This window comes from Dokdonia sinensis, assembly GCF_003688895.1.
GTDB classification, from domain to species: domain Bacteria; phylum Bacteroidota; class Bacteroidia; order Flavobacteriales; family Flavobacteriaceae; genus Dokdonia; species Dokdonia sinensis.
The window spans coordinates 87,119-111,477 of the sequence record NZ_REFV01000003.1 but is presented as its reverse complement, the minus strand read 5'-3'; the positions used below and the strand labels follow the sequence as shown (position 1 = coordinate 111,477).

Annotated in this window: 28 protein-coding genes; 15 read left to right on the top strand and 13 right to left on the bottom strand. The window is 39.0% G+C overall.

Annotation, left to right across the window (positions count from 1 at the left end; all coding sequences use genetic code 11):
- Positions 1-39: 39 nt before the first annotated feature.
- Positions 40-192 carry a hypothetical protein gene (locus EAX61_RS16415; RefSeq protein ID WP_161555190.1) on the top strand — a complete coding sequence of 51 codons (153 nt, stop codon included), beginning with the start codon at positions 40-42 and terminating at the stop codon, positions 190-192.
- A 252-nt stretch (positions 193-444) separates the two neighbouring features.
- Here the strand turns inward: EAX61_RS16415 and EAX61_RS04425 are convergent, their stop codons facing one another.
- Entirely contained in the window at positions 445-1,077 is a 633-nt protein-coding gene (locus EAX61_RS04425) for a 7-carboxy-7-deazaguanine synthase QueE (RefSeq protein ID WP_121916466.1), read from the bottom strand.
- A gap of 230 nt (positions 1,078-1,307) precedes the next feature.
- On the opposite strand from EAX61_RS04425, the gene EAX61_RS04420 reads away from it, so the two are divergent.
- Positions 1,308-1,955, top strand: a complete 648-nt coding sequence (locus EAX61_RS04420) for an META domain-containing protein (RefSeq protein ID WP_121916465.1) — start codon at positions 1,308-1,310, stop codon at positions 1,953-1,955.
- Between the two features lie 85 nt (positions 1,956-2,040).
- On the opposite strand, the gene EAX61_RS04415 is transcribed toward EAX61_RS04420, so the two are convergent.
- On the bottom strand, positions 2,041-2,334 hold the full coding sequence (locus tag EAX61_RS04415) for an isoamylase early set domain-containing protein (protein WP_121916464.1): 294 nt from the start codon (positions 2,332-2,334) through the stop codon (positions 2,041-2,043).
- Between the two features lie 230 nt (positions 2,335-2,564).
- Complete coding sequence (locus tag EAX61_RS04410; RefSeq protein WP_121916463.1) at positions 2,565-3,635, bottom strand: aminotransferase class V-fold PLP-dependent enzyme; 1,071 nt, start codon at positions 3,633-3,635, stop codon at positions 2,565-2,567.
- Between the two features lie 62 nt (positions 3,636-3,697).
- Here EAX61_RS04410 and EAX61_RS04405 point away from each other — a divergent pair, with 62 nt between their 5' ends.
- From EAX61_RS04405 to fabD, 4 genes are all read left to right on the top strand, one after another.
- Complete coding sequence (locus EAX61_RS04405; protein ID WP_121916462.1) at positions 3,698-4,144, top strand: 2TM domain-containing protein; 447 nt, start codon at positions 3,698-3,700, stop codon at positions 4,142-4,144.
- A complete protein-coding gene (locus EAX61_RS04400) occupies positions 4,141-4,623 on the top strand; it encodes a dihydrofolate reductase (RefSeq protein WP_121916461.1) in 483 nt (160 codons plus the stop codon). The genes EAX61_RS04405 and EAX61_RS04400 overlap by 4 nt, the downstream gene beginning before the upstream one ends.
- A gap of 102 nt (positions 4,624-4,725) precedes the next feature.
- On the top strand, positions 4,726-5,226 hold the full coding sequence (locus tag EAX61_RS04395) for a pyridoxamine 5'-phosphate oxidase family protein (RefSeq protein ID WP_121916460.1): 501 nt from the start codon (positions 4,726-4,728) through the stop codon (positions 5,224-5,226).
- A 136-nt stretch (positions 5,227-5,362) separates the two neighbouring features.
- Positions 5,363-6,250 carry an ACP S-malonyltransferase gene (gene fabD, locus EAX61_RS04390; protein WP_121916459.1) on the top strand — a complete coding sequence of 296 codons (888 nt, stop codon included), beginning with the start codon at positions 5,363-5,365 and terminating at the stop codon, positions 6,248-6,250.
- 67 nt (positions 6,251-6,317) lie between these two features.
- On the opposite strand, the gene EAX61_RS04385 is transcribed toward fabD, so the two are convergent.
- The gene (locus EAX61_RS04385; protein WP_121916458.1) at positions 6,318-6,572 is read right to left on the bottom strand and encodes a hypothetical protein; all 255 of its coding nucleotides are present in this window, start codon (positions 6,570-6,572) and stop codon (positions 6,318-6,320) included.
- Positions 6,573-6,762: 190 nt separating this feature from the next.
- Here EAX61_RS04385 and EAX61_RS04380 point away from each other — a divergent pair, with 190 nt between their 5' ends.
- The gene (locus EAX61_RS04380; protein WP_121916457.1) at positions 6,763-7,539 is read left to right on the top strand and encodes a LexA family transcriptional regulator; all 777 of its coding nucleotides are present in this window, start codon (positions 6,763-6,765) and stop codon (positions 7,537-7,539) included.
- 75 nt (positions 7,540-7,614) lie between these two features.
- Here EAX61_RS04380 and EAX61_RS04375 read toward each other — a convergent pair whose 3' ends face one another.
- From EAX61_RS04375 to EAX61_RS04365, 3 genes are read right to left on the bottom strand one after another with little or no spacing between them, the layout of a single operon-like run.
- Positions 7,615-7,860: a hypothetical protein gene (locus EAX61_RS04375; RefSeq protein WP_121916456.1), complete on the bottom strand. Its 246-nt coding sequence runs from the start codon at positions 7,858-7,860 to the stop codon at positions 7,615-7,617.
- Positions 7,861-7,870: 10 nt separating this feature from the next.
- Positions 7,871-8,080, bottom strand: a complete 210-nt coding sequence (locus tag EAX61_RS04370) for a hypothetical protein (protein WP_121916455.1) — start codon at positions 8,078-8,080, stop codon at positions 7,871-7,873.
- Positions 8,081-8,107: 27 nt separating this feature from the next.
- Complete coding sequence (locus EAX61_RS04365) at positions 8,108-8,332, bottom strand: hypothetical protein (RefSeq protein ID WP_121916454.1); 225 nt, start codon at positions 8,330-8,332, stop codon at positions 8,108-8,110.
- 145 nt (positions 8,333-8,477) lie between these two features.
- Between EAX61_RS04365 and EAX61_RS04360 the strand changes: the two genes are divergently transcribed.
- Positions 8,478-9,131: a DUF2461 domain-containing protein gene (locus tag EAX61_RS04360; protein ID WP_121916453.1), complete on the top strand. Its 654-nt coding sequence runs from the start codon at positions 8,478-8,480 to the stop codon at positions 9,129-9,131.
- 154 nt (positions 9,132-9,285) lie between these two features.
- On the opposite strand, the gene EAX61_RS04355 is transcribed toward EAX61_RS04360, so the two are convergent.
- Positions 9,286-9,726, bottom strand: a complete 441-nt coding sequence (locus EAX61_RS04355) for a DUF1569 domain-containing protein (protein ID WP_121916452.1) — start codon at positions 9,724-9,726, stop codon at positions 9,286-9,288.
- A gap of 89 nt (positions 9,727-9,815) precedes the next feature.
- On the opposite strand from EAX61_RS04355, the gene radC reads away from it, so the two are divergent.
- Genes radC through EAX61_RS04325 form a run of 6 tightly spaced genes read left to right on the top strand, consistent with a single transcriptional unit; the run spans position 9,816 to position 15,330 of the window.
- Positions 9,816-10,517 carry a RadC family protein gene (gene radC / locus EAX61_RS04350; RefSeq protein WP_121916451.1) on the top strand — a complete coding sequence of 234 codons (702 nt, stop codon included), beginning with the start codon at positions 9,816-9,818 and terminating at the stop codon, positions 10,515-10,517.
- A 14-nt stretch (positions 10,518-10,531) separates the two neighbouring features.
- The gene (locus EAX61_RS04345; protein WP_147448335.1) at positions 10,532-11,815 is read left to right on the top strand and encodes a DUF7033 domain-containing protein; all 1,284 of its coding nucleotides are present in this window, start codon (positions 10,532-10,534) and stop codon (positions 11,813-11,815) included.
- Positions 11,808-12,494, top strand: a complete 687-nt coding sequence (locus EAX61_RS04340) for a YjjG family noncanonical pyrimidine nucleotidase (protein ID WP_121916449.1) — start codon at positions 11,808-11,810, stop codon at positions 12,492-12,494. The genes EAX61_RS04345 and EAX61_RS04340 overlap by 8 nt, the downstream gene beginning before the upstream one ends.
- Positions 12,495-12,539: 45 nt before the next feature.
- Positions 12,540-13,100, top strand: a complete 561-nt coding sequence (locus tag EAX61_RS04335; RefSeq protein ID WP_121916448.1) for a hypothetical protein — start codon at positions 12,540-12,542, stop codon at positions 13,098-13,100.
- 2 nt (positions 13,101-13,102) lie between these two features.
- Positions 13,103-14,494 (top strand): DUF5723 family protein, encoded by a 1,392-nt coding sequence (locus EAX61_RS04330; RefSeq protein ID WP_121916447.1) that lies wholly within the window; start codon positions 13,103-13,105, stop codon positions 14,492-14,494.
- A gap of 5 nt (positions 14,495-14,499) precedes the next feature.
- Positions 14,500-15,330, top strand: a complete 831-nt coding sequence (locus tag EAX61_RS04325) for a hypothetical protein (protein WP_121916446.1) — start codon at positions 14,500-14,502, stop codon at positions 15,328-15,330.
- On the opposite strand, the gene EAX61_RS04320 is transcribed toward EAX61_RS04325, so the two are convergent.
- Positions 15,327-16,604, bottom strand: coding sequence for a replication-associated recombination protein A (locus tag EAX61_RS04320; RefSeq protein WP_121916445.1), 1,278 nt, complete (start codon positions 16,602-16,604; stop codon positions 15,327-15,329). The genes EAX61_RS04325 and EAX61_RS04320 overlap by 4 nt on opposite strands.
- A 90-nt stretch (positions 16,605-16,694) precedes the next feature.
- On the opposite strand from EAX61_RS04320, the gene EAX61_RS04315 reads away from it, so the two are divergent.
- Positions 16,695-17,438: a rhomboid family intramembrane serine protease gene (locus EAX61_RS04315; RefSeq protein ID WP_121916444.1), complete on the top strand. Its 744-nt coding sequence runs from the start codon at positions 16,695-16,697 to the stop codon at positions 17,436-17,438.
- On the opposite strand, the gene rlmB is transcribed toward EAX61_RS04315, so the two are convergent.
- From rlmB to EAX61_RS04295, 4 genes are all read right to left on the bottom strand, one after another.
- Entirely contained in the window at positions 17,433-18,167 is a 735-nt protein-coding gene (gene rlmB / locus EAX61_RS04310) for a 23S rRNA (guanosine(2251)-2'-O)-methyltransferase RlmB (protein ID WP_121916443.1), read from the bottom strand. The two genes, EAX61_RS04315 and rlmB, sit on opposite strands and share 6 nt — an antisense overlap.
- Before the next feature lie 64 nt (positions 18,168-18,231).
- Positions 18,232-19,290 (bottom strand): hypothetical protein, encoded by a 1,059-nt coding sequence (locus tag EAX61_RS04305; RefSeq protein ID WP_121916442.1) that lies wholly within the window; start codon positions 19,288-19,290, stop codon positions 18,232-18,234.
- Positions 19,291-19,306: 16 nt separating this feature from the next.
- Positions 19,307-21,016, bottom strand: coding sequence for a SusD/RagB family nutrient-binding outer membrane lipoprotein (locus EAX61_RS04300; protein WP_121916441.1), 1,710 nt, complete (start codon positions 21,014-21,016; stop codon positions 19,307-19,309).
- An 11-nt stretch (positions 21,017-21,027) separates the two neighbouring features.
- Positions 21,028-24,225 (bottom strand): SusC/RagA family TonB-linked outer membrane protein, encoded by a 3,198-nt coding sequence (locus EAX61_RS04295; protein ID WP_121916440.1) that lies wholly within the window; start codon positions 24,223-24,225, stop codon positions 21,028-21,030.
- Positions 24,226-24,359: the final 134 nt, after the last annotated feature.

The following is a 24,359-nucleotide window of genomic DNA, read 5'->3' as shown; positions in this document are numbered from 1 at the left end:
TTATTCAAAAATAAGCAATGCAATAGAAGATAGGAAATTGTGAAGGGTGGATGTGGGTTTGATGCTGGGTGCTGGGTGTTGGGTGTTGGAAGTAGGGAGTTGGAAGTAGGGAGTTGGATGCCGGATGCTGGGTGCTGGAAGTTGGGAGTTATTTTTTTCCGCTTTCGCGAAAGCGGTATTGTGAATAGGTAAACCTCTTTAGATACATACAAGTGATGAGAGATGACATTTCGAGGGAAACGCCGTGACGAGAAATCACTTAGCAGTGAGCACGCAAAAGTGAGCGACTTTGATTAGCACTATTCCCGAGTTTATTTATGTGATTTCTTACATCACTCAACCACTTTAGATTGTGCTTTTTTGTCCTACATCCTAGGTCAGATGGCGTCAGCCATCACGTCCTACGTCTTTTTCAGCTTCGAGTTCAACTTCAACTTCGATTTCCTATGGAATATTCAAGTACTTATGCGTCTGTAAAGAAACTTTCCACTTTGGGTTTGCCATCACATAATCCACAATAAGTGGAATCATCTTCTCCCGAACGCTCCATTCTGGTTGTAGGAAAAGTGTGCAGTCTTTGTTTACTTTGCGAGCATATTCTTCGGCAAACTCGAAGTCGTGCTTGTTGTATATGATGACCTTAAGTTCGTGAGCGTTGTCCAGTACATCTTTTTTAGGGAGCATACGCTTTTTTGGCGAGAGGCAAATCCAGTCCCACGTTCCCGTGAGCGGATATGCGCCAGAGGTCTCGATATGTACCTGTAAGTTTTTAGCCTTTAGCTTTCGCGTAAGCGGTTCCATATCCCACATAAGCGGTTCACCGCCTGTGATAACAATTGTATCGCTATATTTTGCGGCATTTTCTACAATCGCATCTGCCTCAGTAGGAGGATGAATTGCCGCGTCCCAACTTTCCTTTACATCACACCAATGACAGCCCACGTCACAACCACCTATGCGAATGAAATAGGCGCTTTTACCTGTATGTGCGCCTTCCCCTTGAATTGTATAGAATTCTTCCATAAGCGGAAGTAGTTCTCCTAGGTCTATACGTGATTTTATGGCTTCTTTTGTCATAGTGGGCAAAGATAACGGTTCGTGGGAAAATTCTAAGGAGTGTAGTAAGTAAAGTGTCTCGTACAACTGAGTATAATAGGAGTGTGATTTATAAGTTTAAACTTAGTGCTTTAGGCCACTAAAGTATTTTTTTTCTGTTCTTTTTTAAGTAACATCTTAAGAAGCTAAGTATTTGTTAATCAAACGAAAATTTTAAGTTTATGCACTATTTTTATTGAAAACAATGAGATATGAAAAATGTTATTTTAAGTTTTTTTGTATTAAGTGCATTTGCATTATTTGCGCAAGAGAAAATTACTCTAGAAGTCGCACCTTATACGATCTACTGCGACGATACCGAGTCAGAACGCTGTCTACAGCTTCTCGATACGCTAGGAGCAAGCCTGGAAATAGTAGGAATGGATGCTATTGAGGGTTTTAAAGCAGAAGAAGGCTTTGAATATACCATTGAAGCCCAACCGTTGCCAGTTATGGACGACGGAGTGGTAAGATATAGATTGATTAAAGAAACATCAAAAATGTGGGTACCACAGTACGCAACTGATGCCCCGACTTTAAATGGAAGTTTTCAAGTAGTAGGATTTAATGGAAGAAGCCTAAACAACAACCAGATAGATCTTGTTATCAATGCAAATAATAGTATCATGCGGGGCTCTACGGGCTGTAATAACTACCATTTGTTCTTTAAGCAACTAGGCTATAGCTTAATATTCTCTAAAATTCTTGCAAGTCATTTGCTTTGTGATAGCCGTTCGGCTTTGGATGAGGAGTATTTTGTAGTTTTCAATAGCGTACATCATTTTGATCTACAAGGAGATGTTTTACGACTTTATGATATTACAAACAAATTATTGCTCGAAGCGCAACGCATTAGATAGTTCAAGTTTAGAGACGTAGCAAAAAAAAAGCGCCACTTCTCCTGAGGAAAAGTGGCGCTCTATAATTTATCTTGAGTTGGGGTATCTACAGCTCAAGTACCGAGTTCTCTGCAGCAGCATATTCGTTCCACTGGAAACGGTCTGCTTCGGCTTCGTTTTGCCATTGTCCGTCTACTACGTAGCGAAACTCAACAGCTTTATCTGCTGGAAGATCAAAAGTTCCTTTAAATGTTCCGTTCTTTAATTTTTTAAGTGCTGCTGTGGTATCCCACGCGTTAAAATCTCCCGCTACGGCAACAGAGTTTGCCTCTGCTGCTGGTACTGCAAAAGTTACTTTGCATACTGGTTTTGATTTTAAATATTTCTTAGTAATAGGCATAATATTCTAGTTTGATTTAATGGGGTAAATGTAAAGGAAGTATGTGTTAAAAACTTATAAATTAGGGAATTAACTTCATTTTTTACAATTTGATAATAGGATAAGGGGAATTTTTATAATAGCGTAAAACGAAAACGTTTGCACTTGCGAAATTTAGACAACAAGTCGTAATAAAATTGCAGAATCCTTAGCGGAATAAGAATAAATTACCTGTTGTTTTCATAAAATCGCTATAAAAAAGACAGTAATCTGTTTAAATCATCTTCCGTATTGAAGTAATGAAAACTTACCCGCACGCCTTCCCCTCGAGCAATAACGATGATGTCTTCTGTCCTTAATTTTTGAACGAGCGCTTCATCCCCTTTTATATTAAAAATACTGCTGTGGTTTTTTCGATTTGTGATTGCGGAGTCTATTAAACCTCTTTCGGCAAAGGCTTCTTTTGCACTCGTGGCGAGTGTTGCGATTTTTGATTGGATGGTTTCCAGCTCTATTTGGTTGATTAAATCAATTGCTTCACCCAGACTTCCGTAGTTTAATGTGTCTTGATGTCCTGGTTCAAAGCGCCCTAAAAAACTTCCCTCTTGTGGCTTGTATTTCCCTTGCAAGGCATTAAACCCAGTGGTTTGTGCGCCTACTTTTTCGGCTACTTGTTTTTTAAAAAGGAAAAAGGCGTTGCCGTAGCCGGCATTCATCCATTTATAGGTGCTCGCCCCCAGAGCATCTATTGCCGAGTTGTCAAAGTCAAAAACCTCAGTTCCCATATATTGAGTTCCATCGGCAATGAAGAGGGTGTCGGGGTATTTGCTTTTTAAACTTTTTAGAAATTCTTGATCCAGTTTTATCCCGTTGAGCCATTGCACTAATGAAAATGCAAATATGTGGGGTTGCGCTTTCGCGAAAGCGGCCTCAATATCATCCTCCACTTTCTCAGTTATAGAAACGTAACGCACATCAAATCCCCGTGACGTGAACGGCCAGTTCACCGAAGGGTAATCTTGCTCCAGCAACAATACCTTTTCTGAACCTTCCAGCCCTTCAACTAGAGTGTTAAAACCATAGGAGAAATTAGGAACCAGCGCCACACGCTCCGGCAGGCAACCAAAAAGCTTTCCTACTTTCTCGCGCACTCCAGAAAGTATTTTCCCCTGCTTCTCCTTGAGCATACTGCCACCCACTAAAAAGTCGAGGTCGTGTTCCTGTCGCCACTCCATAACGGGAGTGGGTAATAGTCCAGACGCGGCGGTATTGAGGTAGGTGTATTGCTGGAGAATCGGGAATACTTTCTTAAAATTTTTCATAAGGTGATTGAGAATTGGATTATAAAGCAATACTTTTATAAGACAATATAAAGGTCGGACTTATGGGACTATTTACAAAGAAAAAGGAAACAGCAATTGACCCCGAACAGCGGGAACTTATAGAGAATGCGCAGGCGCGAGTGCGACAGAAGAAAAATCTGTATCGGCACTTTGTTGTTTTTCTCGCCGGTGCAATTTTATTAATAGTTCTTAATCTTGCTTTGGGAATAGGCGAGGAGTTCAAACCTTTTGAGAAACCTTGGTTTGTGTGGGCTATTTTGATTTGGATCTTCTTTTTCTTGGTACACCTTATCAATGTTTTCCTTTTAGGAAGCTTTATGAACAAGAAGTGGGAAAAGGAGCAAGTGGATAAGTTAGTGCAAAAACAAAAAGCAAAAATCGCTCAGATCCAGCAACAGATAGATGCTCAGAACCCATTACCTGAAAAAAAAAGTCCGTTACTAACGTATCCAGAAAAACCATTTACAGACCAGAATTCTCCCCTATGATTACAATGATTGCAGCCGCTGGTGAAAATAACGCGCTGGGAAAAGATGGAGATCTCGTATGGCACTTGCCGGATGATTTTAAACGTTTTAAGAAGCTAACGACTGGTCATCATATTATTATGGGACGTAAGACCTGGGAATCTTTCCCCAGGCCTTTACCCAACAGAACGCATCTTATCATCACCAGAAATAGAGATTTCAAAGCTGAGGGCGCCATTGTTGTACATTCCATGGAAGATGCGCTGGCTTATGCAAAGGATGATGAAAACACCTTTATTATAGGTGGTGGAGAAATCTACAAGATGGGGTTGGACTATGCCAGTCATATTGAGCTTACAAGAGTGCACGGTACCTTCGAGGCAGATGCGTTTTTTCCTGAAATCCCAGATGATACATGGGAGCTAGTAGGCAGCGAAACCCACGACAAGGATGATCGTCATAATTATGCGTTTACATATGAGACGTATCGTAAGAGGTAATATTTTTTCATCTTAACAAACATTAATACTTAAAGAAATACTTTTAGCAAACCTTTCACGGATAAAGGTTACTGTGCGTACTATCTTTAAAGAAAAAAGATTATGAGCACAGAAAACTTATACAGTAAAGAAGCCAAAGCAAAAATTAAAGAACTCGTAGAGGACATCGACTTTGCAATGATGACGACAAACCTAGGTCAGAAGCCTCTGGGAGCAATTCCTATGTCCACAAAGAAAGTGGATGAAGCTGGAAACATTTGGTTCTTAAGCGGTGCAGACAGCGACCACAATAAGGATATCCAGAAAGATAGCGATGTACAGCTTTTGTATTCGAAACCTAGTGATATGGAATTTCTAAGCGTTTTTGGAAAAGCTGTGATTACTCGCGATAAGAAGATATTAGAAGATCTTTATGGGAAGTCAGATGATAACTGGTTTGATGGAGTGGATGATCCAAACTTGACCGCTATCTCATTTAAACCAACCGAAGCAAGGTACTGGGATACGAAGCATAATAAATTTGTTTCCCTATTTAAAATGTTATATGGAACGGTAGCTGGCGAGAAAACGGATATAGGTGTCTCAGGAACATTGAAGCCGTAAAAAACAATGAGTAATAAATAATGGAAGAGCCTCTACTTGTTTGTAGAGGTTTTTTTTGCTTTCGCGAAAGCGTAACCTAGCCCATTTCAAGACTCAACCCTTCTTTGTATTTTTGTATAAACTAACTGAAAAATTTATGAACGCATATATATTTCCGGGACAAGGAGCTCAATTTTCAGGGATGGGCCTTGACCTTTTTGAAAAATACCCAGAAGCTCAAGATTTATTCCTTAAGGCAAACGATATTTTAGGTTTTGAAATTACCGACACCATGTTTGAAGGTACCGTCGACGACTTAAAGGAAACTAAAGTAACACAGCCTGCCATTTTCTTACATTCGGTTATTATGAGTAAGGTAATGGGAGACCGTTTTAAGCCAGATATGGTTGCAGGGCATTCTCTGGGAGAGTTTTCTGCTCTTGTAGCAAACGGAGCTCTAAACTTTGAAGATGGACTCAAACTTGTCTCTCAGAGAGCCCTTGCAATGCAAAAGGCCTGCGAGGCACAACAATCTACAATGGCAGCAGTTCTGGGCTTAGATGACAATATTGTTGAGGAAGTTTGTGCACAAACTGAAGGGATTGTTGTGGCGGCAAACTATAACTGCCCGGGACAACTTGTGATTTCTGGAGAGGTAGCTGCAATAGAAAGGGCTTGTGAAACGATGAAAGAGCGAGGAGCAAAAAGAGCTTTAGTACTTCCCGTGGGAGGAGCTTTTCACTCACCACTTATGGAGCCTGCTCGTGAGGAACTTGCTGCGGCTATCGAGGCAACAACATTCTCAAAACCTAGTTGTCCCATTTATCAAAACGTGAGCACAACCGCTGTTATGGATGAAAGTGATATTCAGAAAAATCTTATTGATCAACTTACAGCGCCCGTAAAATGGACACAAAGTATGCAACAGATGATTGCAGATGGTGCCTTAAATTTTGTTGAGGTAGGTCCTGGAAAAGTCTTACAGGGACTGATGCGTAAAATTAATCGTGAGGTTACAGCTTCAAGCGCAGATTGGGAGGCGTAGTACTAAAAGATTAACCCAGAAAAAATCCCCTTCGGTTTTGAGCGAAGGGGATTTTTTTGGACTACATTTAGTTATCGTCCGTCTGTGATTTTTCGGTAGCTTCTTTCATAGACTCACCACCTTTTTCGGTCATTTCTTTAGTTTCTTTCTGAATATCTTGGGCGACTTCTTTAATTTCTTCGCCTGCTTCCTCTAGTGCATCCCCGGCGTCTTTTATAACTTCTTTTGTGGCCTTAGTGGCATCGCTGGTTTTTTCTTTTACCTCTCTACAAGAAATAGCTGTAGTTGCGAGGGCTAGAATTACTATATACAGGGTTTTCATGTCTTATAATTTAGGGTTGAATTCGATGTAAAAATAGCGATTTATGGAGTAGTGAAATGTTGTAAGTTTCTTAATGGGGATATGATTTTTTTGCTCCAGAAAAAAATTTCGCGATACGCTGAAGACGTATTTATAAAAAGCGAACTAAAATTTAACTAGGAATTATTCCAAATTTTATTAGATTTACCGTATGGGAACAAACGATTTAGCTTCAGAAATTCGCCGATTTAAAGAAATACGGGAAGACCACGATTTTACACAGTCGGAATTTGCCGAGCAACTGGGCATTAAAAACTCCACGGCAGACATAGAACGCGGGAGGACAAAACTTTCTGGACGTGTTGTTACAGAGATGTTGCGACTTTTTAACGTGAATCCGTTATGGATTTATGGATATAGCAATCAGAAGCATCTCAATACGGATAAAGGTGATGTAAGTCCTAAAGTTGTGATTGTAGATAAAGAGGACAACGAGAATATGGTTATGGTTAACCAGAAGGCGGCTGCCGGCTACCCCAACAATATTCAAGATGTAGAATGGTATCAAAATCTTCCTGCCTTTGACCTTCCGCTCCCACAATATAGAAATGCAACCTATCGCGGTTTTCAAATAGAAGGAGATAGTATGGTTCCTAACTTTAGACCTGAAGACTGGGTGCTGGCAAAAGGCGTCGAGAGCTTAGATTATGCGGCAGACAATAAAGTGTATGTAATTGTAATGCAGGATGCCGTGGTCGTAAAAAAATTACAAAAATTACCTGATGCTTCTAAGGTGCTACTAGTATCACTCAATAAAGAATATGTTCCTTATGAAGTTTCGGTAAGTGATATTCAAGAAATCTGGCAAGTGAGCAGCAAGCTCACTTTTAATCTGGAAGAGAACTCTGAGAGTAACCTACTCAAGGAATTACAACAATCTATGGAGGAATTGAAGTTACAGTTGGGCGGTAAACACGCTAAGGCGTAACTGCTGGACAACCCTTAAAAGAAATGGGCTATAATTCAATCGAATTATAGCCCATTTGCTTAGGGAATTTAAAATCTATTTAGAGTCGTCGTCAACTTTAATCTTAGTCTCACCGTCCTCTTCCTTGATTTTTACTTCCTTACCGTCCTCGGTCTCCATCTTGATTTTATAAGAGTCATCGTCGCTCTTTTCTTTGATGGTAGCTCCCTCTTCTTTCATCTCTTCTATAAGTTTCTCTTTTTCAGATTTCTCTTCTCTACAAGATGTGAGGGTTATTGTTCCGGCAGCGAGTAAAAGCGCTGCATATTTATATAATTTCATAATCTTTTGTTTAGTTATCGTCAGTACCACCGGTACCTGTGTTTTCCTCTATTTCGTCTACGCCTTCTTCAATCGCATCTCCTGCGTCGTCTATTGCGTCTTCGATATCATCACTACTATCTACCTCGATAGTTGTGGTTTTATTTTCTCTACAAGATGTCATTGTAAACGATGAACCTAGTAAAGTAATAATTGCTAATGTTGCAAATATTCTTTTCATAATAATGTAAATAATGGTTAGTTGCTATTAGTTGTCGTCGTTGCCGATTTTATCAATTTCTTCATTGATTTCCTCATTCACTTCTTTGTCGATTTCCTTTGCAGTGCGCTCTAGAATACCTTCCTTTTCTTCTGTTCTTTCCACTTCAACTTCTTTTACGATAGTTTTAGTTTCTGTTGTCTTCTCGCGACAACTCGTAAATGATAGCCCTACAAGTAGTAAAGCGGCGACAGCTATTTTTTGCATTTTCATAATTCGAGTTATTGATTAGTAGGACAAATGTAAATGTTAAACTGAATGCTTTTGATAATGATTTACCAATTCTTTCTAAATAATACGTTAACATTTTAACCTTGCACTCATTTCTGCCTAAATACTGTTAATTTTAAAAGAAAAAATGCACTTTCAATCGCTTTATCAATTTTTAGAACAGCTCCAAAACAATAATTCAAAAGAGTGGATGGATGCCCATCGCAGGGAATATCACGACATTCGTGATGCACATATAGACTGGCTAGATAGGCTCAACCAGAAATTTGCTAAAATAGATAAAGAGTACTTTGATACTCCTGGAAAGAAGGCCATCAACAGGATAAACAACAATTTAATGTTCCATCCTAATAAACCTATTTATAAGGATCACTTTGGGGCGGGATTGGACCAAAAAACGAAGCAAGGTGATTTTTACATTGAGATAGGCCTCAAGCAAAACTTGCTCGCTGGAGGTTACTGGCGTCCCAAAAAGGAAATACTTGAAAGTATACGGAGCGCTATAGATTACAATGGAGAGGAATTACAAGCGATTATAGACAAGCCAAGTTTTCAAAAAACCTTTGGAGGTCTTTATCAAGATGAAAAACTCAAGACTGCCCCTAAGGGATATTCTCAAGACCATCCTCATATCAATCTATTGCGTCATAAAACATTTGCCGTTGAGGTTACGCTTTCGCGAAAGCGTGTACTCGCAACAGATTTTGAGGATTATATTGTTGAAGTATACAAGGAGATGTTGCCATTTAGAAGGTATCTTCGGGAAGCAGTAACGGTTTGAAAAATACGTCAAATCCCGAACCTTGATAAGTGATGATCGAGATGTTTACTAAGGAATGAATATTAACTTTAAGTTTTCTAGTTTTTGTAAAGAAAAAATTTACAAAAACTAGAAAACAACCACCCCGACAATGTACTGAAGTCATTACATTTAATTAAACCCCAAACTGAGTGAGATGATGATCCAGATGTTTGTACTCTAATTTCCCCCATTGCTCTGGAGTAAAACTACCGAACATAGGGTGTGGTAGCCATTCCTTCTGCTCCCGTTTCTCATAAAATGCATCTATCATACTCACAAGTTTTTCCCTTTCTAGGGAGAGGTCGCGTTGATCTGTAATTTTTGCGGCTTTGACCGTAGGTAATCCTTTTCTCCAGGGTTTATCACTGTACAGAGATTTTTTAAACATTAATGGGATAGGATTCCAAGTACGTTTGCGCGGTTTTGTGCTCAACGCAACTTTGAACGGAAATTGACAATGGGTGACCATTTGCCCGACGTTCATTTTTCCCCACTCGGGAGTGTGGTCTGGCGTGAGTTTTTGGAGGCGTGTTTTGATTTCGTGGTAAGCACTTTCGTCAAATAAACTTTTCATAGGTCAGGTTGCGTATTGGTTCGAGTTATTCTATGATTTGTAAATACACCATAGTCGCCATTAAAGGTAAAGTATTATCTTTAATTTCTATGTCAGAAGAATTACCGCAATCCTTTTCTATTAAAAACTGGTCAGAAGATGACCGCCCCCGCGAGAAACTACTCAATAAGGGAAGAACAGCACTTAGCGATGCAGAACTAATAGCCATATTAATAGGGTCTGGCAGTCGTAATGAGAGTGCTGTGAGTCTAAGCAAGCGCATTCTTGCTTCGGTAGAGAATAACTTGATGGAACTGGGAAAGCTTACTATTAAGGACTTGATGAAGTTTAAGGGGATAGGAGAGGCAAAAGCTGTAAGTATTGCCGCGGCGCTTGAACTTGGGAGGAGGAGAAGTGGTGGTGATACGCTTTCGCGAAAGCGTATTTCTTCAAGTGAAACCGCTTATAGCATTTTACAACCTATCATAGGCGACCTTGCACACGAGGAATTTTGGGTTATTTATCTCAATAATTCGAACAAGGTTCTTGATAAAAAGCAATTGAGCAAAGGAGGTATCACGGGAACACTTGTGGATGTACGTCTCGCACTTAAGACAGCGCTAGAGCTAGGAGCAGTTGCTATCGTGCTGGGGCATAACCACCCCTCTGGAACTTTAAAACCCAGTCAGGCTGACAGGCAAATTACCCAAAAACTCAAAACAGCAGGCGAGAGTCTTGATATCAAAGTCCTGGACCACATTATTGTAACCGAAAAGACGTATTTTAGCTTTGCCGATGAAGGCATACTGTAATTTTTACCCTCCAGATGCTGCTCGTTTACACGCACAAAATCACACCTAGAATAAGCTACACCTTTAAGCATATTTTTACAAGAATGCTTGGGCTTCCGGTTTCATTTACCTCAAAAGTGGAGGAGGTCGTGGCTCACGAGGGTCCAAAAATTTCCTATACCCAAAAGCAACTGGGCAACGAGCTCCATTTTAAAAGTACAGATTTACTTTTTGAACAGGGAATAACAGATGCGTCCATAAAGGTCTCAGACTGGAATGGGGTACCTTGCTTTTTTCAAGTAGGTGAGATGAGTGCGATGCCTTATGATATTTTTGCGGCAACTTTTTACCTACTAAGTAGGTATGAGGAATATCTGCCACATGTAAAAGATGAGCTGGGAAGATACCCTGCGTCAGAGAGTCTTGCGCTTCAAAACCATTTCTTGCACCGTCCCGTAGTAGATATATGGGTGCAGCGCTTAGAGTATTTATTCAAGAGGCACTTTAAAGATTTTGTCATTCCTGAGCGATTGTTTAGGGAAAAGGTGCTGGTAAAGGTGCCTCAGGCATATGCTTTTAGAAAATTAGGATTGCTCAGAACGTTGGGGGGATTTTTCAGTGATTTCTTCAATTTTAGATTGAGACGTAATTTTGACCGATTGCAGGTACTCCTAGGTGCTCGCAAAGATCCTTATGATTCTTTTACTTGGTTTATTAATATCCAGAAACAGACCACAACAAAAATTCAATTTTTCTTTGAACTTGGTGATTTTTCAGAAGAGAGTCGCAATGTGAAACATAGTAAATCCACGTTCCAGTCACTCATTAAGATGGTGGCAGATTATAGTAAGGTGGGTCTTATGATTTCTAAGGGCGCTGTTCAGTCCCTACCTATGCTCAAGGTGGAGCGCCGTAGGCTTGAAGACATTGTAAACCGTAGTCTTGATCAAGTAGCTATTACACATAATTTGATTCACTTGCCAGAGACCTATCGCAATTGCATAGATCAGGAAATTGTTGAAGATTACAGTATGCATTATGCGACGCATAGCGGTTTTAGAGCAGGGACTTGTAGCCCATTTCTTTTTTATGACCTCGACTATGAAATCCAAACACCATTGATTCTTTATCCTACCTGTTCAGAGGACAGGTTACTGGTAGATGAGCGCAGAGGTACCATAGATATGGTTACTATACGGTCCCTTTATCAAGAGGCAAAAGCAGTGAATGGGTATTTTATTATAGGATTTACGAACACCTCTGTCATCTATCCTAAGGGTAAGGAATTATTAAAAACTATAGTACTGCGAGATGCTTAAAAATATAGAACACGTTTTTTTTGATTTAGATCACACGCTTTGGGATTTTGATAAAAACTCAGGTTACGCTTACGCGAAAATTTTCTCACTCCATAACATTGAAGTAGATTTAAAGCAGTTTCTTAAAATCTACGAACCTATCAATTTTCAGTACTGGAAATGGTATCGAGAAGAACGCGTGACAAAAAAACAGTTACGCTACGGAAGGTTAAAAAAAAGTTTTGATACCCTCAAAGTATCTTTATCTGATGATCTTATAAACACCCTCGCCGAAGATTACATTACGTATTTACCCGACAACAATCATCTTTTTGACGGAGCGACAGAACTTCTCGAGTATCTCAAACAAAAGTATGAACTTCACATTATCACAAATGGTTTTGAAGAAGTACAGACCAAGAAACTCGTAAACTCTAAAATTGATTATTTCTTTAATACCGTTACCACATCTGAGTCGGCCGGTGTTAAAAAACCTAATCCTAAAGTCTTTCATAAAGCGATGAATGACGCTGGGGCTGTTGCTTCTAGCAGCGTTATGATAGGTGATACATACGAAGCAGATATTCTAGGAGCAATAGGAGTGGGGATGCCCAGTATATGCTTTAACTATCATAAGGCAATATTGCCAAAAGAGCAGTTATTTGTAGACCATCTTCTGGAGATTAAAAAATACCTCTAGCAATATTGTAGGAAAATGGGGCGTTAAAGAGTAAACCCCCTAAGTATGAATTACCTTTTAAAAGGTACATTTTGGCTATTACTTATTGCACTGTCGTTTGCATCAGTCTCTTGTGTGAAAGATGTTGATTTTGAACAAGCAGACGATTTTGCCACTACTCAAAAAGTGGACCTAGACCTTATCTTTTTTGATCTTGACACCTCCAACTTTGTAGACGTGGTTACAGAGGAGGTCATTCTAGTGATTAGAGATACTACGCGTTTAGAGTTTCTGGACGACACCTTCATTCAAGACAATCTAGTACAGATTGACTTTTTATTTCAATATGAGAATACATTCTCTCAAGGCTTTTTTAATCGCGCCGTGTTTCTTAATGAGCAGGACGATATTCTATATGAGACCTCTTTTGAAGTAGACCCCTCATTAAATGGGGAAATAGAAACTACTCAATTTACAGAAATCGTTATTGCACCAGAGCTAGATTCTATTAAGAATGCGATAAAGATGTTTATTGAATTGACCCTCCAGCCCAATGGACAGCCTTTAGAAGGTACACTCGGACATAAGAGTAAGGCAGTGTACACGCTGGAATTCTCTGACTTGTAACTATGAGACAGCTAGTATATCTTTTTATCTTATGCCTAGGTTTTAATGTTTTAGGGCAGAATAAGCAATTACTCTATAATGTAGATAACTTACCTCAGACTTTATTGCTTAATCCTGGTGCTTCTCACAGCTTTGAAAAACATATTGGAATTCCATTTTTCTCCGGATTTTCTCTAAGTGCTGGATCATCTGGGATAAGTGTTTACGATATTTTTCAGGAAGGTGGTGATTTTAATGCGAGAGTAAGAGATGCTATTTTTAATCTTTCAGATAAGGATTTCTTTACCGTAAACGAACAAATCGAGATAGCTTCTTTTGGATGGAAACCTAGATTCAAGGACATTTATTATTCGGGTGGTGTTTATCAAGAGTTGGATGCGATAGTTTATTTTCCTAGGGATTTAGCCATCTTGGCATACGAAGGAAATGCTTCATATATCGATGTTCCTTTTGAGTTCAATGATCTTTCGGTAGCTGCAGAAGCACTTACAGTATACCACTTTGGAGTAAATAAGCAGGTTTCTAAGAAACTACGTTTAGGAGCCAGAATTAAGCTGTACTCGAGTATTGTAAATGTAAATAGTACAAATAACAGAGGGCAGTTTATAACTAGAACAACCCCCGAAGGAGATAATTTTTATAGTCACGAAGTTCAAAATGCCAGTGTCCGAGCTAATACTTCTGGATTAGTCTCAATAATAGAACAGGAAGCGAGCCCCGTAGCACGAGCAATTCTAAGCAAAAATTTAGGAATAGGTCTGGATGTAGGGGGCACTTATACATTGTCAGAAAAGTGGACGGCTAGCGGAAGTCTTTTAGATATAGGTGCCGTATTTCATCGCGACGACGTTAATAATTATGAACTTACGGGAAGTTATGACTTGCAAGGAATAGAATTTATCTTTCCTCAAGTTCTTGACGGCACCGCGACAACGCCGTATTGGGAGAACCTTGAAGATGAGATTGAGGAGCAGTTGCCATTCAACGATTCTTTGCAGGTTAATTACACAACCTGGAGGCCGATTAAGGCGAATGCCGGTTTGAATTATGGATTTGGTAAGAATCTATTTGGAGACTGCGACTGTACTAATGGTGGCAAGAACCAATATGAGAGTAATGTCGGTCTTCAATTCTTTGCTATAAAGAGGCCCAGAGCAATAAACAGTGCCTTAACTGCCTATTATGATAGACGATGGAATCGCCTACTCAGAACAAAACTAACCTATACACTCGACGCATTTTCAAAGCGCAATGTAGGCCTGTTGCTTTCGGCAAATATTAAGAATTTTAATGTTTATCTTGCCGCTGATAATTTACTGGACTATCCCAACCTTGCCAAAGCTTACAATGCTTCTTTGCAGTTGGGCTTTCAGTTCACCTTTGAACCAGATTAATAACGATGAAGATTTTCTACACCATTTTATTTGCTTTTTTTATAGGTAATTCCATTTTCGCGCAAAGCGTAAATAATTATAAGTATGTTCTTGTTCCCAATCAGTTTGAATTTTTAAAAAGTCCGGACGAATTTCAGGTGAACTCACTTACGGTGTTCTTATTTAAAAAGTATGGATTCGATGCTTATAAGGGTGGGCTAGAAGCTCCTGCTTACGTTCTTGATAATCGTTGTGATGTACTTTATGCTGATGTGATTGGGAATTCCGGATTTTTAAGGACAAAACTAAAAGTTGTGCTAAGGGACTGTAATAATATTGTAGTTTATACTTCTGAAGAAGGAGATAGTAAAGATAAACGTTATAAAGAGTCCTATCACGAGGCGCTCCGGGAGGCTTTTCTATCTATAGAAGCCCTGAATTATAAATACGAGCCTGGTAATGACAAAAAGACTACAAGTTCAGATACGGCCGAAACAGAGATGCAAAGCGCTATTTCTAAGCCCGATGATAAAAAAGAAATTCAAGAGGTAATCGAGGTTCCAGATATAAACAAGGAACATATTGACGAAATCGTCACTAACGCTGACTCCAGTGAAGCTGTGCGGGTTTTCGTGAGCGAAAACAGTGACTATAAGTTAGTTCAAGCTGGTGGTAATTTTATAGTTTTTGACGGTACAAAAGAGATAGGAGCCGCACGACTTAAAAATTCAAATGTGTTTTTGGTTGAAACCACAGACTTTTCTGGAGAGGGTAGGATTTCTGGTGACGAATTTCTAATTAACAGGGAGATAAAAGGCGTAGGTATGGTAACTATGCGATTTATAGAAGTAAACTAATACCCATACTTATCCTTCCATTGTTTTTTGAGGTATTCCCTTAATGCATTTTCACGAGGGTTTGCACCTGGATCATAGAGTGTGGTCCCTTTTACTTCTTCGGGGAGAAATTCCTGAGCAATAAAATTTCCTGGATAATCGTGTGAATACCTATATTCATTACCATAACCTATATCTTTCATCAGTTTTGTAGGAGCATTGCGCAGGGGTAGTGGTACAGATAGGTCGCCTGTTTCCCTTACTAATTTTTGAGCTTTACCTATTGCTAAATATGAAGCATTGCTCTTAGGGCTTGATGCGAGGTAAGTGACACACTGACTCAGTATGATACGAGCCTCAGGATATCCTATGGTGTTCACGGCTTGAAAACAATTTGTAGCAACCACAAGCGCCGTAGGATTTGCATTTCCAATATCTTCTGAAGCAGAGATGATTAGCCTTCTCGCTATAAATTTTACATCCTCCCCGCCCTCAATCATTCTAGCAAGCCAGTAGACAGCCGCGTTAGGGTCACTGCCTCTTATCGACTTTATAAAGGCAGAAATTATATCATAATGCTGTTCTCCTGTTTTATCATAAAGCACCGTGTTTTGTTGCACTTTAGACATTACCATATCATTGGTAACTGTCACGTCAGAAGAAGATTCCGTAGCAATGATGAGTTCAAAGATGTTGAGCAACTTACGGGCATCTCCACCGCTTAGTCTCAAAAGCGCCTCAGTTTCTTTCAGGGTGATATTTTTCTTTTTTAGCTCATCATCTTCTTTTAAAGCGCGAAATAATAAATTTTCAAGATCATCTTTACCGAAGGGATTCAGGATGTAAACCTGGCATCTTGAGAGTAATGCAGGTATTACTTCAAAGCTAGGATTCTCTGTAGTGGCGCCTATAAGTGTAACCCAACCCTTTTCGACTGCACCTAATAAAGAATCCTGCTGTGATTTACTAAACCGATGAATCTCATCTATAAAAAGGATGGGGTTTTTCTGAGTAAAGAGACCTCCGCTCTGTTTTGCCTTCTCAATAACCTCCCGTACGTCCTTTACTCCGCTACTTATGGCACTTAAGGTGTAAAATGGCCTTTTTGAAGTGCTTGCGATGATGTTTGCTAGTGTTGTTTTACCAATTCCAGGAGGTCCCCAGAGTATCAATGAGGGTATCACTCCTGCCTCAATAGCGCCTCGTAAGGAACCTTGTGGTCCTACTAGATGTAGTTGGCTCAAATAATCATCAAGAGTTTTCGGCCTTAAACGCTCAGCTAGGGGTATATTCATTGTATAAAAATAAGTATTTTGTCTAGGCTAAGACTGACAATTTAACGGCAATTAAAATTGTGGACTACCTTTTGACAAACTTTAGATCAAATGTCTAGAGAAGAAGAATCATTTCCGTTTTACTATGGTGTTGTCCTATATCCACTGTTGTTTGTCCTTGTTATATGGACAGTAATGTGGGTGGAGGTTACATTTCATGTAGATTTTACGACCTATGGAGTAAGACCGCAGACTGTTAAAGGATTGCGCGGTATATTTTTTTCGCCATTTATACATTCAGGAGTCACTCATCTTTGGCACAATACAATTCCCATTTTTGTGCTTGCTATGGCCCTATTTTATTTCTACAAAAAGATTTCCTGGGCGGTATTGTTCTGGATTTTAATCTTAAGTGGTTTGGGGACATGGTTGTTGGGACGACCGTCCTATCATATTGGGATGAGCGGTATTATTTATGGTTTGGTTTCTTTTCTTTTTTTTAAGGGGATTTTTGCGAAGCATTATCGACTTATAGCGCTCTCACTCGTAGTAGTTTTTTTATATGGTGGCCTTATTTGGGGTGCCTTACCTATCAAAGCTGGAGTATCTTGGGAAGGTCATTTAGCAGGTTTGATTGCGGGGTTGTTGTTAGCATTCCGCTTTCGCGAAAGCGTACCATTGCCTGCAAAATATATTTGGGAAAAACCAGATTACAATGCCGAAGATGATCCTTTTATGAAACAGTTTGACGAAAATGGAAATTTTATCGAAATAGAACCTGAAGAACCATTAGAAGAAGTAGAGATACATTATGAGTACAAAGAATCTAAGCTGAATGATACTGAAGGCCTATGATCTCTGCCGAACGGTCTCATATAAAAATGCGCCACAGGCTACAGATACGTTAAGTGAGCCTATCTCTCCCATTAGAGGTAGCTTAGCTTTATGATCTACAATTTTAAGTACGCCTGGAGAGACACCACTATCTTCTCTTCCCATTACGATGGCAGTAGGGGAAGACAGTTCCATTTCAAAAAGGCTGATGTTACTTTTTTCTGTTGCTGCGATAACTTGTATGCCAGATCCTTGTAAATAGTAAATAGCATCTTTAATATGGTCCACCTTTGCAATGGGTACATTAAAAGCAGCTCCTGCAGAGGTTTTTACGGCAACGCCATTGAGAGGAGCGCCTCCTTTTTTCTGAATAATTATACCGTGTACTCCAGTACATTCTGCTGTACGAATAATGGCACCGAAGTTCCTAACATCTGAAAGTTGATCTAATAAAAGAAATAAGGGATTAACACCTGATTCTATAGTTTGTGTCACTAGAGTCTCAAAGTCTCTATATGCTATAGGTGAGATAGTTGCAAAAGCTCCTTGATGATTTTTTTGAGTAAGCCTATTGAGTTTTTCGACTGGTACGTATGAAAAATTGATCCCATTTTTCTTGATAAGAGTATTTAACTCGCTTGTAAGTGCATTGTTAAGTCCTTTTTGTAGAAAGACTTTGTCTATTTCTTTTCCTGCCTGAATGGCTTCTATAATGGCTCTTGTGCCAAATATTTCTAGATTTGTGCTCATAGAATAAATATAAAAAGAGGCCGATATATATCGGCCTCTTTAAAATAATTAATTAATTTTTTAATTATTGCTTAGTAAAACGTAAGCGCATAGGGTAACTTCCTGTACCACAACCTCCGTCATCAAGACCGAATCCAGAAACATCAAATTCGAAAACATCATCATCCTCAAGATTCAAATCAAAGTTTGCTTGTGGTTGAGCGTGAATATCTTGAATAGTGTTTGCTCCACCTGTACAACCTAGAGATCCTCCAGGAGCTGCATCAGTTGTAAAGAATATTTTACCACAAATCAAATTGATGGTAGCTTGTTGAGCAAATACAAATGAGTCAGGATAAATTGTAAAATCAAAGAAACGCTGTGTTCCATCTGCAGTAATGTCTACTAAAACAGCATCTGGATAGTGATCTCCAAAACCTCCTTGGAAAGGGTTGTCATTTCTTAGTAACTCTTCCATTAAGTAAGTTCCTGAGAAAAAATCATCTGCTTCAAATAAACAAACTACTTCAGTCGTGTACTGAAATGGTGAGCTAAAGAATAATTCAGTAGCAATGTTTGGGTTTGAATTAGTTGATGACCAAGAAGTACCATCTGTAAGATTCAATTCAAATCTATAGGTGAAAGTATCTGCACCATTAATTAAATTTGGATCAAGACTTAAAGCATCAATTGCATCAGTCACAGAGCTATTGTATGATACTCGAGGAAATCCATCAGGTCCAGCAGTAAAGGCACTTCCTGGGATGGTTTCTAACATAACTTCACTTACAGAAAAGTTAGGGTCATCAGAAGGATCGTCTGGTGTCCCATTATCATCATCTAGAGTTAAATCTGCAAATGCTACAAATACGTCTACGTCTTGTAATAAATTTCCGTTGTCAGAATCTCTTGCCTCTAAAAGAAGGTCTATAGTTGATCCATCTAAGTTAAACAGATCCACAGTAAATGACGATTCTATTGTCTTAAGAAATGCACCGTTAGGTAGCGTTCCAGGAATTTCAGCGCCTATTTCACCAAATGGTAGAGGAAATTTTTCCTCTTCTGTACAACTAGAAGTCCCAATAAGTACTGCAGCTGTAGCTAGGGTGATTCCGACAGTTTTTATATTTTTTAAAATTTTCATGATTTATTTTTTTTATTTAGTCAATAAATCCAGCTGGATTTGTATCCCAAAAGATTTGTTCTGTACGCTCTTTCTGATTAGCGTTCGTATTTAGAGTAACATAGTTGTTAGGATATAATGCGCTTCTAAAGTAGGCACCTGGATCAGGAAGGATCATAGGTTGCATATTGCTAGGGAAGCCTGTTCTTCTATAATTATTATAGGTTTCTAAACCATTACCCCAAGCAAGGATGTGGTACTCTTTCATTAATAGATCAAGTTTTCTGATATCACTTCCAGCACTAAATTCATCTAAAATGAAAGTTACATAGTCATCATTAGCATCCTCTAGGTCCATTTGTGCATCAGCATCATCAAGAGTGAATCCAGCAAAATTCTGAACTAAACTAAATGAATCACGTACGGCATCTTCCATCAAGGAAGCTGGATCGCCAGGAGTTCCTAAAGTAAGGGCCATTTCAGCTTGAATTACTTTAGTAAAAGAAGATAACCAGATAGGAGCAATTCCTGCACCTACGGCACCGTCAGTACCTGCATTCTGAACACTTCCTCCTTCACCTGCATCAAATTTCCCACCTGCAGGATATAATCCTGGAGCGGTTCTTTTTGTCGCATCTGGTGGAATACCACTATTATCACCGTGATCTCTTCCCCAGTATCCTCTTGCAGCATCGGTTACACAAAATGGAACGATAGTGCTATTGTATAAAGAGCTAACCGAGTTGTATTGAGCAGGAATAGCTGCTCCAAGACAATCTAAAGTAAAGAGGTCTTCATCGGTAGCATCAGTATCTTGTCTGTAAAAATAATATGGTAGACGTGGGTCGTCAAACCCTTTTTCAACAGCAAGTTGCCACATAAACCAGTTAGACATATATCCACCAGCAGCATTTTCATAGAATCCATTATACATTGGATGACGTGTATTAGGATTTAATCGACTTGAACCGTACTGAAAAGTGAAATTTTCTTCAGGAGTATCGATTAGGTCATTTTCAGATAACAATGCATTCGCCTCAGCTACAATATCAACTCCTAATGCGCTACCGTTTAAACGTGCGTTATTAAGAATTCTAAGCTTAAGTGTTTTAGCCGCTGTGATCCAAAGTGTGGCAGTATCTTCATTTACTTCACCATCACCATCACCATAAAATAAATCTTCAGAAGGGTAGAGGCTTGGCTCTTCGCTAAGAAGGACGATAGCTTCATCAAGAAGATCATAAGCTACTTTGTAAAGATCTGCTTGCGGATCAGCTGTTGGATTTGTAATTGTTTCTCCCATTAGAGCTTCTGAATAAGGAACATCCCCAAATAAGTCTACTAAGGTAGAAACAATATAAGATTCCATAACTTTAGCAGTTCCTATATGATATGTAAGACCCGTCTCAAGTGCTGGTTCTTCAAGAGTTCTAATGTCAATTAATGCATTACTATACACGGTCCATAAACCATTAAAGTTAACTGGTGCATAAGCATTATTGTAAGTGTTACCACCACTAAGTTGACGCATTCTGGTTACATCCTGCGTAAAAGTGCCGTTTCCACCTGCTGCCGCATTAAAGAATCCTATGAATCCTAATTGGGCATTGTTGAATAGAAAATCCGGGTCCAATGATTCCTCAGAGACTTGATTAGGATTTTCAACTAATTCTAACTCTACTGTTTCACACGCAGTAATTGCGAAAAGTGCCAGGAGAGCAAGAATGCTTTTAAATTTATAATTCATAATTTTTTTTATTAAAAAGTAACATTTAAGTTAAAACCATATCTTTTTGCAGTTGGACCAGTAAGGAAGTCAAATCCTTGACCGTTACCAACTCCAAGACTCTGAACTTCTGGATCGAAGTTTAGACCTTCAGGCACGTTAACTGCTTTGAACCATAAGTTTTGTCCGATAAGAGAAATACTCATTCGTCCAAAAGGTGTTTTTTCAAGAAACTTCTTTGGTAAACTATAGCTTAAAGATACTTCTCTCAATCTTACGTGAGTTGCATCATATATAGCTTGTTCGTCTATGAAGAAACCAGAATTAACAAAGCCTAAATCAGTAGCAGTAATCTGCACATTGTTTGGAGTTGAAACACCGTTTGCGTCAACATTTACACCAGGAAGAACATAAGTTTGAGTTCTGTCAAAATCTGTATCTGTTGTTAAACCTCTAGATAGAAGAGCTGCTGCCGTTGTAGAGTAAATGTCTCCTCCGTGCTGATACTCAAGTTGAAATTGGAAAGATAGTCCCTTCCAAGAAAATTCATTGATCACAGTACCTCTCCAGTCTGCATTAGGGTCAGCAATGATAGTATTATCATTGTTTGCTAAATAGTTTCCATCAGAAGCAACAATCGGTTGTCCGTTGTCATCTCTTGCGATCGAAGTACCTTGGATTACACCATAAGGTTGTCCAGGTATTGCAAAGTTACCAAGGTTTGTAAATCCACCCCCAGGTATTACAAATCCATCTTCAAGTCCAGGAGCAGTTTCGACTACAATATTTTCGTTTATGGTATACTGTCCACTAACGTCCCAGTTAAAAGAATTTGCATCAGCTCCCTTAATAGGGCTAAAGTTGAATCCTAATTCCAGACCTTCATTCTCCACCTCTGCGGTGTTTCCAGATGTAACACTATATCCAGTTGATGGGTCAAGTAAGAGTTGATCTACAATAAGATCACTACTTGTCTTTTTATATACAGATAAATCAATACCTAAACGGTTACCAAAGAATCGTGCTTCAACCCCTGCTTCTAATTCTTGAATTCTTTCAGGAAGAAGACCCAGTTGTCCTAGTCTACCACTAATTCCTAATGCATTTACTGTTGATCCATCTCGTGGATCTTGATAAGCATTAGCAAAAGCATTTAATCCTACACGTGTTCTGTATGGCGGTGGGAAACCTGCAGACTCTCCATAACTTAATCTGAATTTTAAGAAATTAATCGCATTACTAGCTCTTAATCCCTCAAAAGCCGATGTAGGTACGAAAGATACCGAAGCTGATGGGTATAGAAGACTGTTGTTGCCAGCTTCTAGTGTAGAAGACCAATCATTTCTAGCTTGAGCGTTGAAGAACAAGAAGTTGTCATAGTCAAATATTATTGATGCATAAGCTCCAAAAATATTTTCTTCTGATTCAAAGCTGCTTGCTGTTGTCTCTTCAAAGTTTGAGTGGTTGAACAATCCATATACGAATTGTTGAGTACTACTGATAAACCTTGATGATCTGGTTTCGCGTCTTGCGTTAAATCCTACTGTACCACCGATATTGAATTTTTCAGAAATATCTCTACTGAAGTTATAACTAAGTGTGTGATCCCAAACTGTGTTTAGTCGCGTTGACGTAGTTAAAGACCCTCCATTAATCTGAGGTCCACCTTTATTAGCTTTAAACTCTTGTACTTGAGTATACTGGTCAAGTGTAATACGATAATTCAAAGAGCTCCAATCGTTAAGATCGTAATTGGTACTAATATTACCAAAGAAACGTCTTACTTGCTCGTTGTCATTGATATTTTTCAAAGTCCAACGTGGATTTTGAATATCGTTACCTCCTCTATAGTAAACACTTTCTCTAGTTACTGGATCTTCAAAAGGTAGTCCTAATAAATCTACACTTCTTGGTGTATAAAGAACGTTTGAGAATAAAGAAGCTCCTGCTGGATTACTACCAAAACTAATACCTGCTGGTGGCGTGTTTCTGTCAGTTCTAACCACGTTAAAGCTTGAACTTACGGTAAATCCGTTAGAAAATTTATGCTTTCCTCCAAGTCCAAAGTTAAGACGCTTATAATCGTTATTAACAGTAAAACCTTCATCGTTAGTACGACCTACATTCAAACTATATGAAGTGTCACCATTAGCACCTTGAGCATTTACAGAATTTGTTACTACATTTCCTGTTCTAAAAAATCGCTCAACGCTATTGTATGGTCTATAATCGTATCGAGCACCTTGAAACTCAGGAAAAGAACCAGCGAGGGCTGCTCTATCGTAAGGGTGAGTTACAGTTCCATCTTCAGCTACTCCTAGCTGACCTCTTGTGTTGAAGTTAGGTCCCCAGTTTGAGAAAGCTTGAGAGTATGCTTGATAGAAACCATTACCATAATTGTTTTGGTAATCAGGTAAATTTGCTATTTCTGTTGCGAAATAAGAATTTGTTACAGAAATCTCTAACTTCTTATTTGCGTTTTCTCCAGCAGAACCTGATTTTGTTGTGATTAAAATCACACCGTTTCTACCTTGTGATCCATATAACGTCGTAGCAGCAATACCTTTAAGAACAGATAATTCTTCGATGTTGTTAGGATCTAGATCTAGAAAACGACTCGAAGCAGTTGCTCCACCAGTTTGGAATCCTCTATCATTGTTAGTATCCGAATTAAAAGGAACACCGTCAACAATGAACAAAGGCTGGTTACTTAAACTAATAGAAGAGAATCCTCTAATTATTATGTTAGTACCAGAACCTGCAAGTCCAGATGTTTGTTGAATGTTTACTCCAGGAGCTTTACCTGTAAGTGCACGTACTGCATCTGTAGATGGTTTACTAGATAATGCATCTGCGCCTATTGAGGTTACAGCATATCCTAGCGCTTTCTTTTCACGCTTAATACCTTGTGCAGTTACAATAACCTCTTCAAGAGCATTGTCACCTTCAAGAGTTACATTAATCGTGCTTTGCGCACCGACTGTGACTTCTTTAGTACTATACCCAACAAAACTAAATGCAATCACATCTGTTGCACTTGCTTGAATTGTGTAGTTACCATCAAAATCTGTTTGAGTTCCTGTAGATGTACCCTTGATAATGACATTTGCACCAGGCAAAGGTCCTCCATCAGCGGTTACAGTTCCGGAAACTGTTTTTTGCTGTGCAAATGTCATTTGCACTACAAACGCCAGTAATAGCGTTAAAATTCCACTAAACTTTGTTTTCATTTTTATAAATTATTTGAATTAGCCAATGCCAAAAATCACAATAAAAAGTTAATTACACAACTATTTGATACTAAATTTCAAATAATATAAAAATCGCTAGCCTTAAGTTATAACCAGCCTTAGCTGTTATTAGG

Coding starts and splice junctions, on each gene's coding strand:
- EAX61_RS04425 (WP_121916466.1), bottom strand. CDS start 1,077: ATGACAAAAGAAGCCATAAAATCACGTATAGACCTAGGAGAACTACTT.
- EAX61_RS04420 (WP_121916465.1), top strand. CDS start 1,308: ATGAAAAATGTTATTTTAAGTTTTTTTGTATTAAGTGCATTTGCATTA.
- EAX61_RS04415 (WP_121916464.1), bottom strand. CDS start 2,334: ATGCCTATTACTAAGAAATATTTAAAATCAAAACCAGTATGCAAAGTA.
- EAX61_RS04410 (WP_121916463.1), bottom strand. CDS start 3,635: ATGAAAAATTTTAAGAAAGTATTCCCGATTCTCCAGCAATACACCTAC.
- EAX61_RS04405 (WP_121916462.1), top strand. CDS start 3,698: ATGGGACTATTTACAAAGAAAAAGGAAACAGCAATTGACCCCGAACAG.
- EAX61_RS04400 (WP_121916461.1), top strand. CDS start 4,141: ATGATTACAATGATTGCAGCCGCTGGTGAAAATAACGCGCTGGGAAAA.
- EAX61_RS04395 (WP_121916460.1), top strand. CDS start 4,726: ATGAGCACAGAAAACTTATACAGTAAAGAAGCCAAAGCAAAAATTAAA.
- fabD (WP_121916459.1), top strand. CDS start 5,363: ATGAACGCATATATATTTCCGGGACAAGGAGCTCAATTTTCAGGGATG.
- EAX61_RS04385 (WP_121916458.1), bottom strand. CDS start 6,572: ATGAAAACCCTGTATATAGTAATTCTAGCCCTCGCAACTACAGCTATT.
- EAX61_RS04380 (WP_121916457.1), top strand. CDS start 6,763: ATGGGAACAAACGATTTAGCTTCAGAAATTCGCCGATTTAAAGAAATA.
- EAX61_RS04375 (WP_121916456.1), bottom strand. CDS start 7,860: ATGAAATTATATAAATATGCAGCGCTTTTACTCGCTGCCGGAACAATA.
- EAX61_RS04370 (WP_121916455.1), bottom strand. CDS start 8,080: ATGAAAAGAATATTTGCAACATTAGCAATTATTACTTTACTAGGTTCA.
- EAX61_RS04365 (WP_121916454.1), bottom strand. CDS start 8,332: ATGAAAATGCAAAAAATAGCTGTCGCCGCTTTACTACTTGTAGGGCTA.
- EAX61_RS04360 (WP_121916453.1), top strand. CDS start 8,478: ATGCACTTTCAATCGCTTTATCAATTTTTAGAACAGCTCCAAAACAAT.
- EAX61_RS04355 (WP_121916452.1), bottom strand. CDS start 9,726: ATGAAAAGTTTATTTGACGAAAGTGCTTACCACGAAATCAAAACACGC.
- radC (WP_121916451.1), top strand. CDS start 9,816: ATGTCAGAAGAATTACCGCAATCCTTTTCTATTAAAAACTGGTCAGAA.
- EAX61_RS04345 (WP_147448335.1), top strand. CDS start 10,532: ATGCTGCTCGTTTACACGCACAAAATCACACCTAGAATAAGCTACACC.
- EAX61_RS04340 (WP_121916449.1), top strand. CDS start 11,808: ATGCTTAAAAATATAGAACACGTTTTTTTTGATTTAGATCACACGCTT.
- EAX61_RS04335 (WP_121916448.1), top strand. CDS start 12,540: ATGAATTACCTTTTAAAAGGTACATTTTGGCTATTACTTATTGCACTG.
- EAX61_RS04330 (WP_121916447.1), top strand. CDS start 13,103: ATGAGACAGCTAGTATATCTTTTTATCTTATGCCTAGGTTTTAATGTT.
- EAX61_RS04325 (WP_121916446.1), top strand. CDS start 14,500: ATGAAGATTTTCTACACCATTTTATTTGCTTTTTTTATAGGTAATTCC.
- EAX61_RS04320 (WP_121916445.1), bottom strand. CDS start 16,604: ATGAATATACCCCTAGCTGAGCGTTTAAGGCCGAAAACTCTTGATGAT.
- EAX61_RS04315 (WP_121916444.1), top strand. CDS start 16,695: ATGTCTAGAGAAGAAGAATCATTTCCGTTTTACTATGGTGTTGTCCTA.
- rlmB (WP_121916443.1), bottom strand. CDS start 18,167: ATGAGCACAAATCTAGAAATATTTGGCACAAGAGCCATTATAGAAGCC.
- EAX61_RS04305 (WP_121916442.1), bottom strand. CDS start 19,290: ATGAAAATTTTAAAAAATATAAAAACTGTCGGAATCACCCTAGCTACA.
- EAX61_RS04300 (WP_121916441.1), bottom strand. CDS start 21,016: ATGAATTATAAATTTAAAAGCATTCTTGCTCTCCTGGCACTTTTCGCA.
- EAX61_RS04295 (WP_121916440.1), bottom strand. CDS start 24,225: ATGAAAACAAAGTTTAGTGGAATTTTAACGCTATTACTGGCGTTTGTA.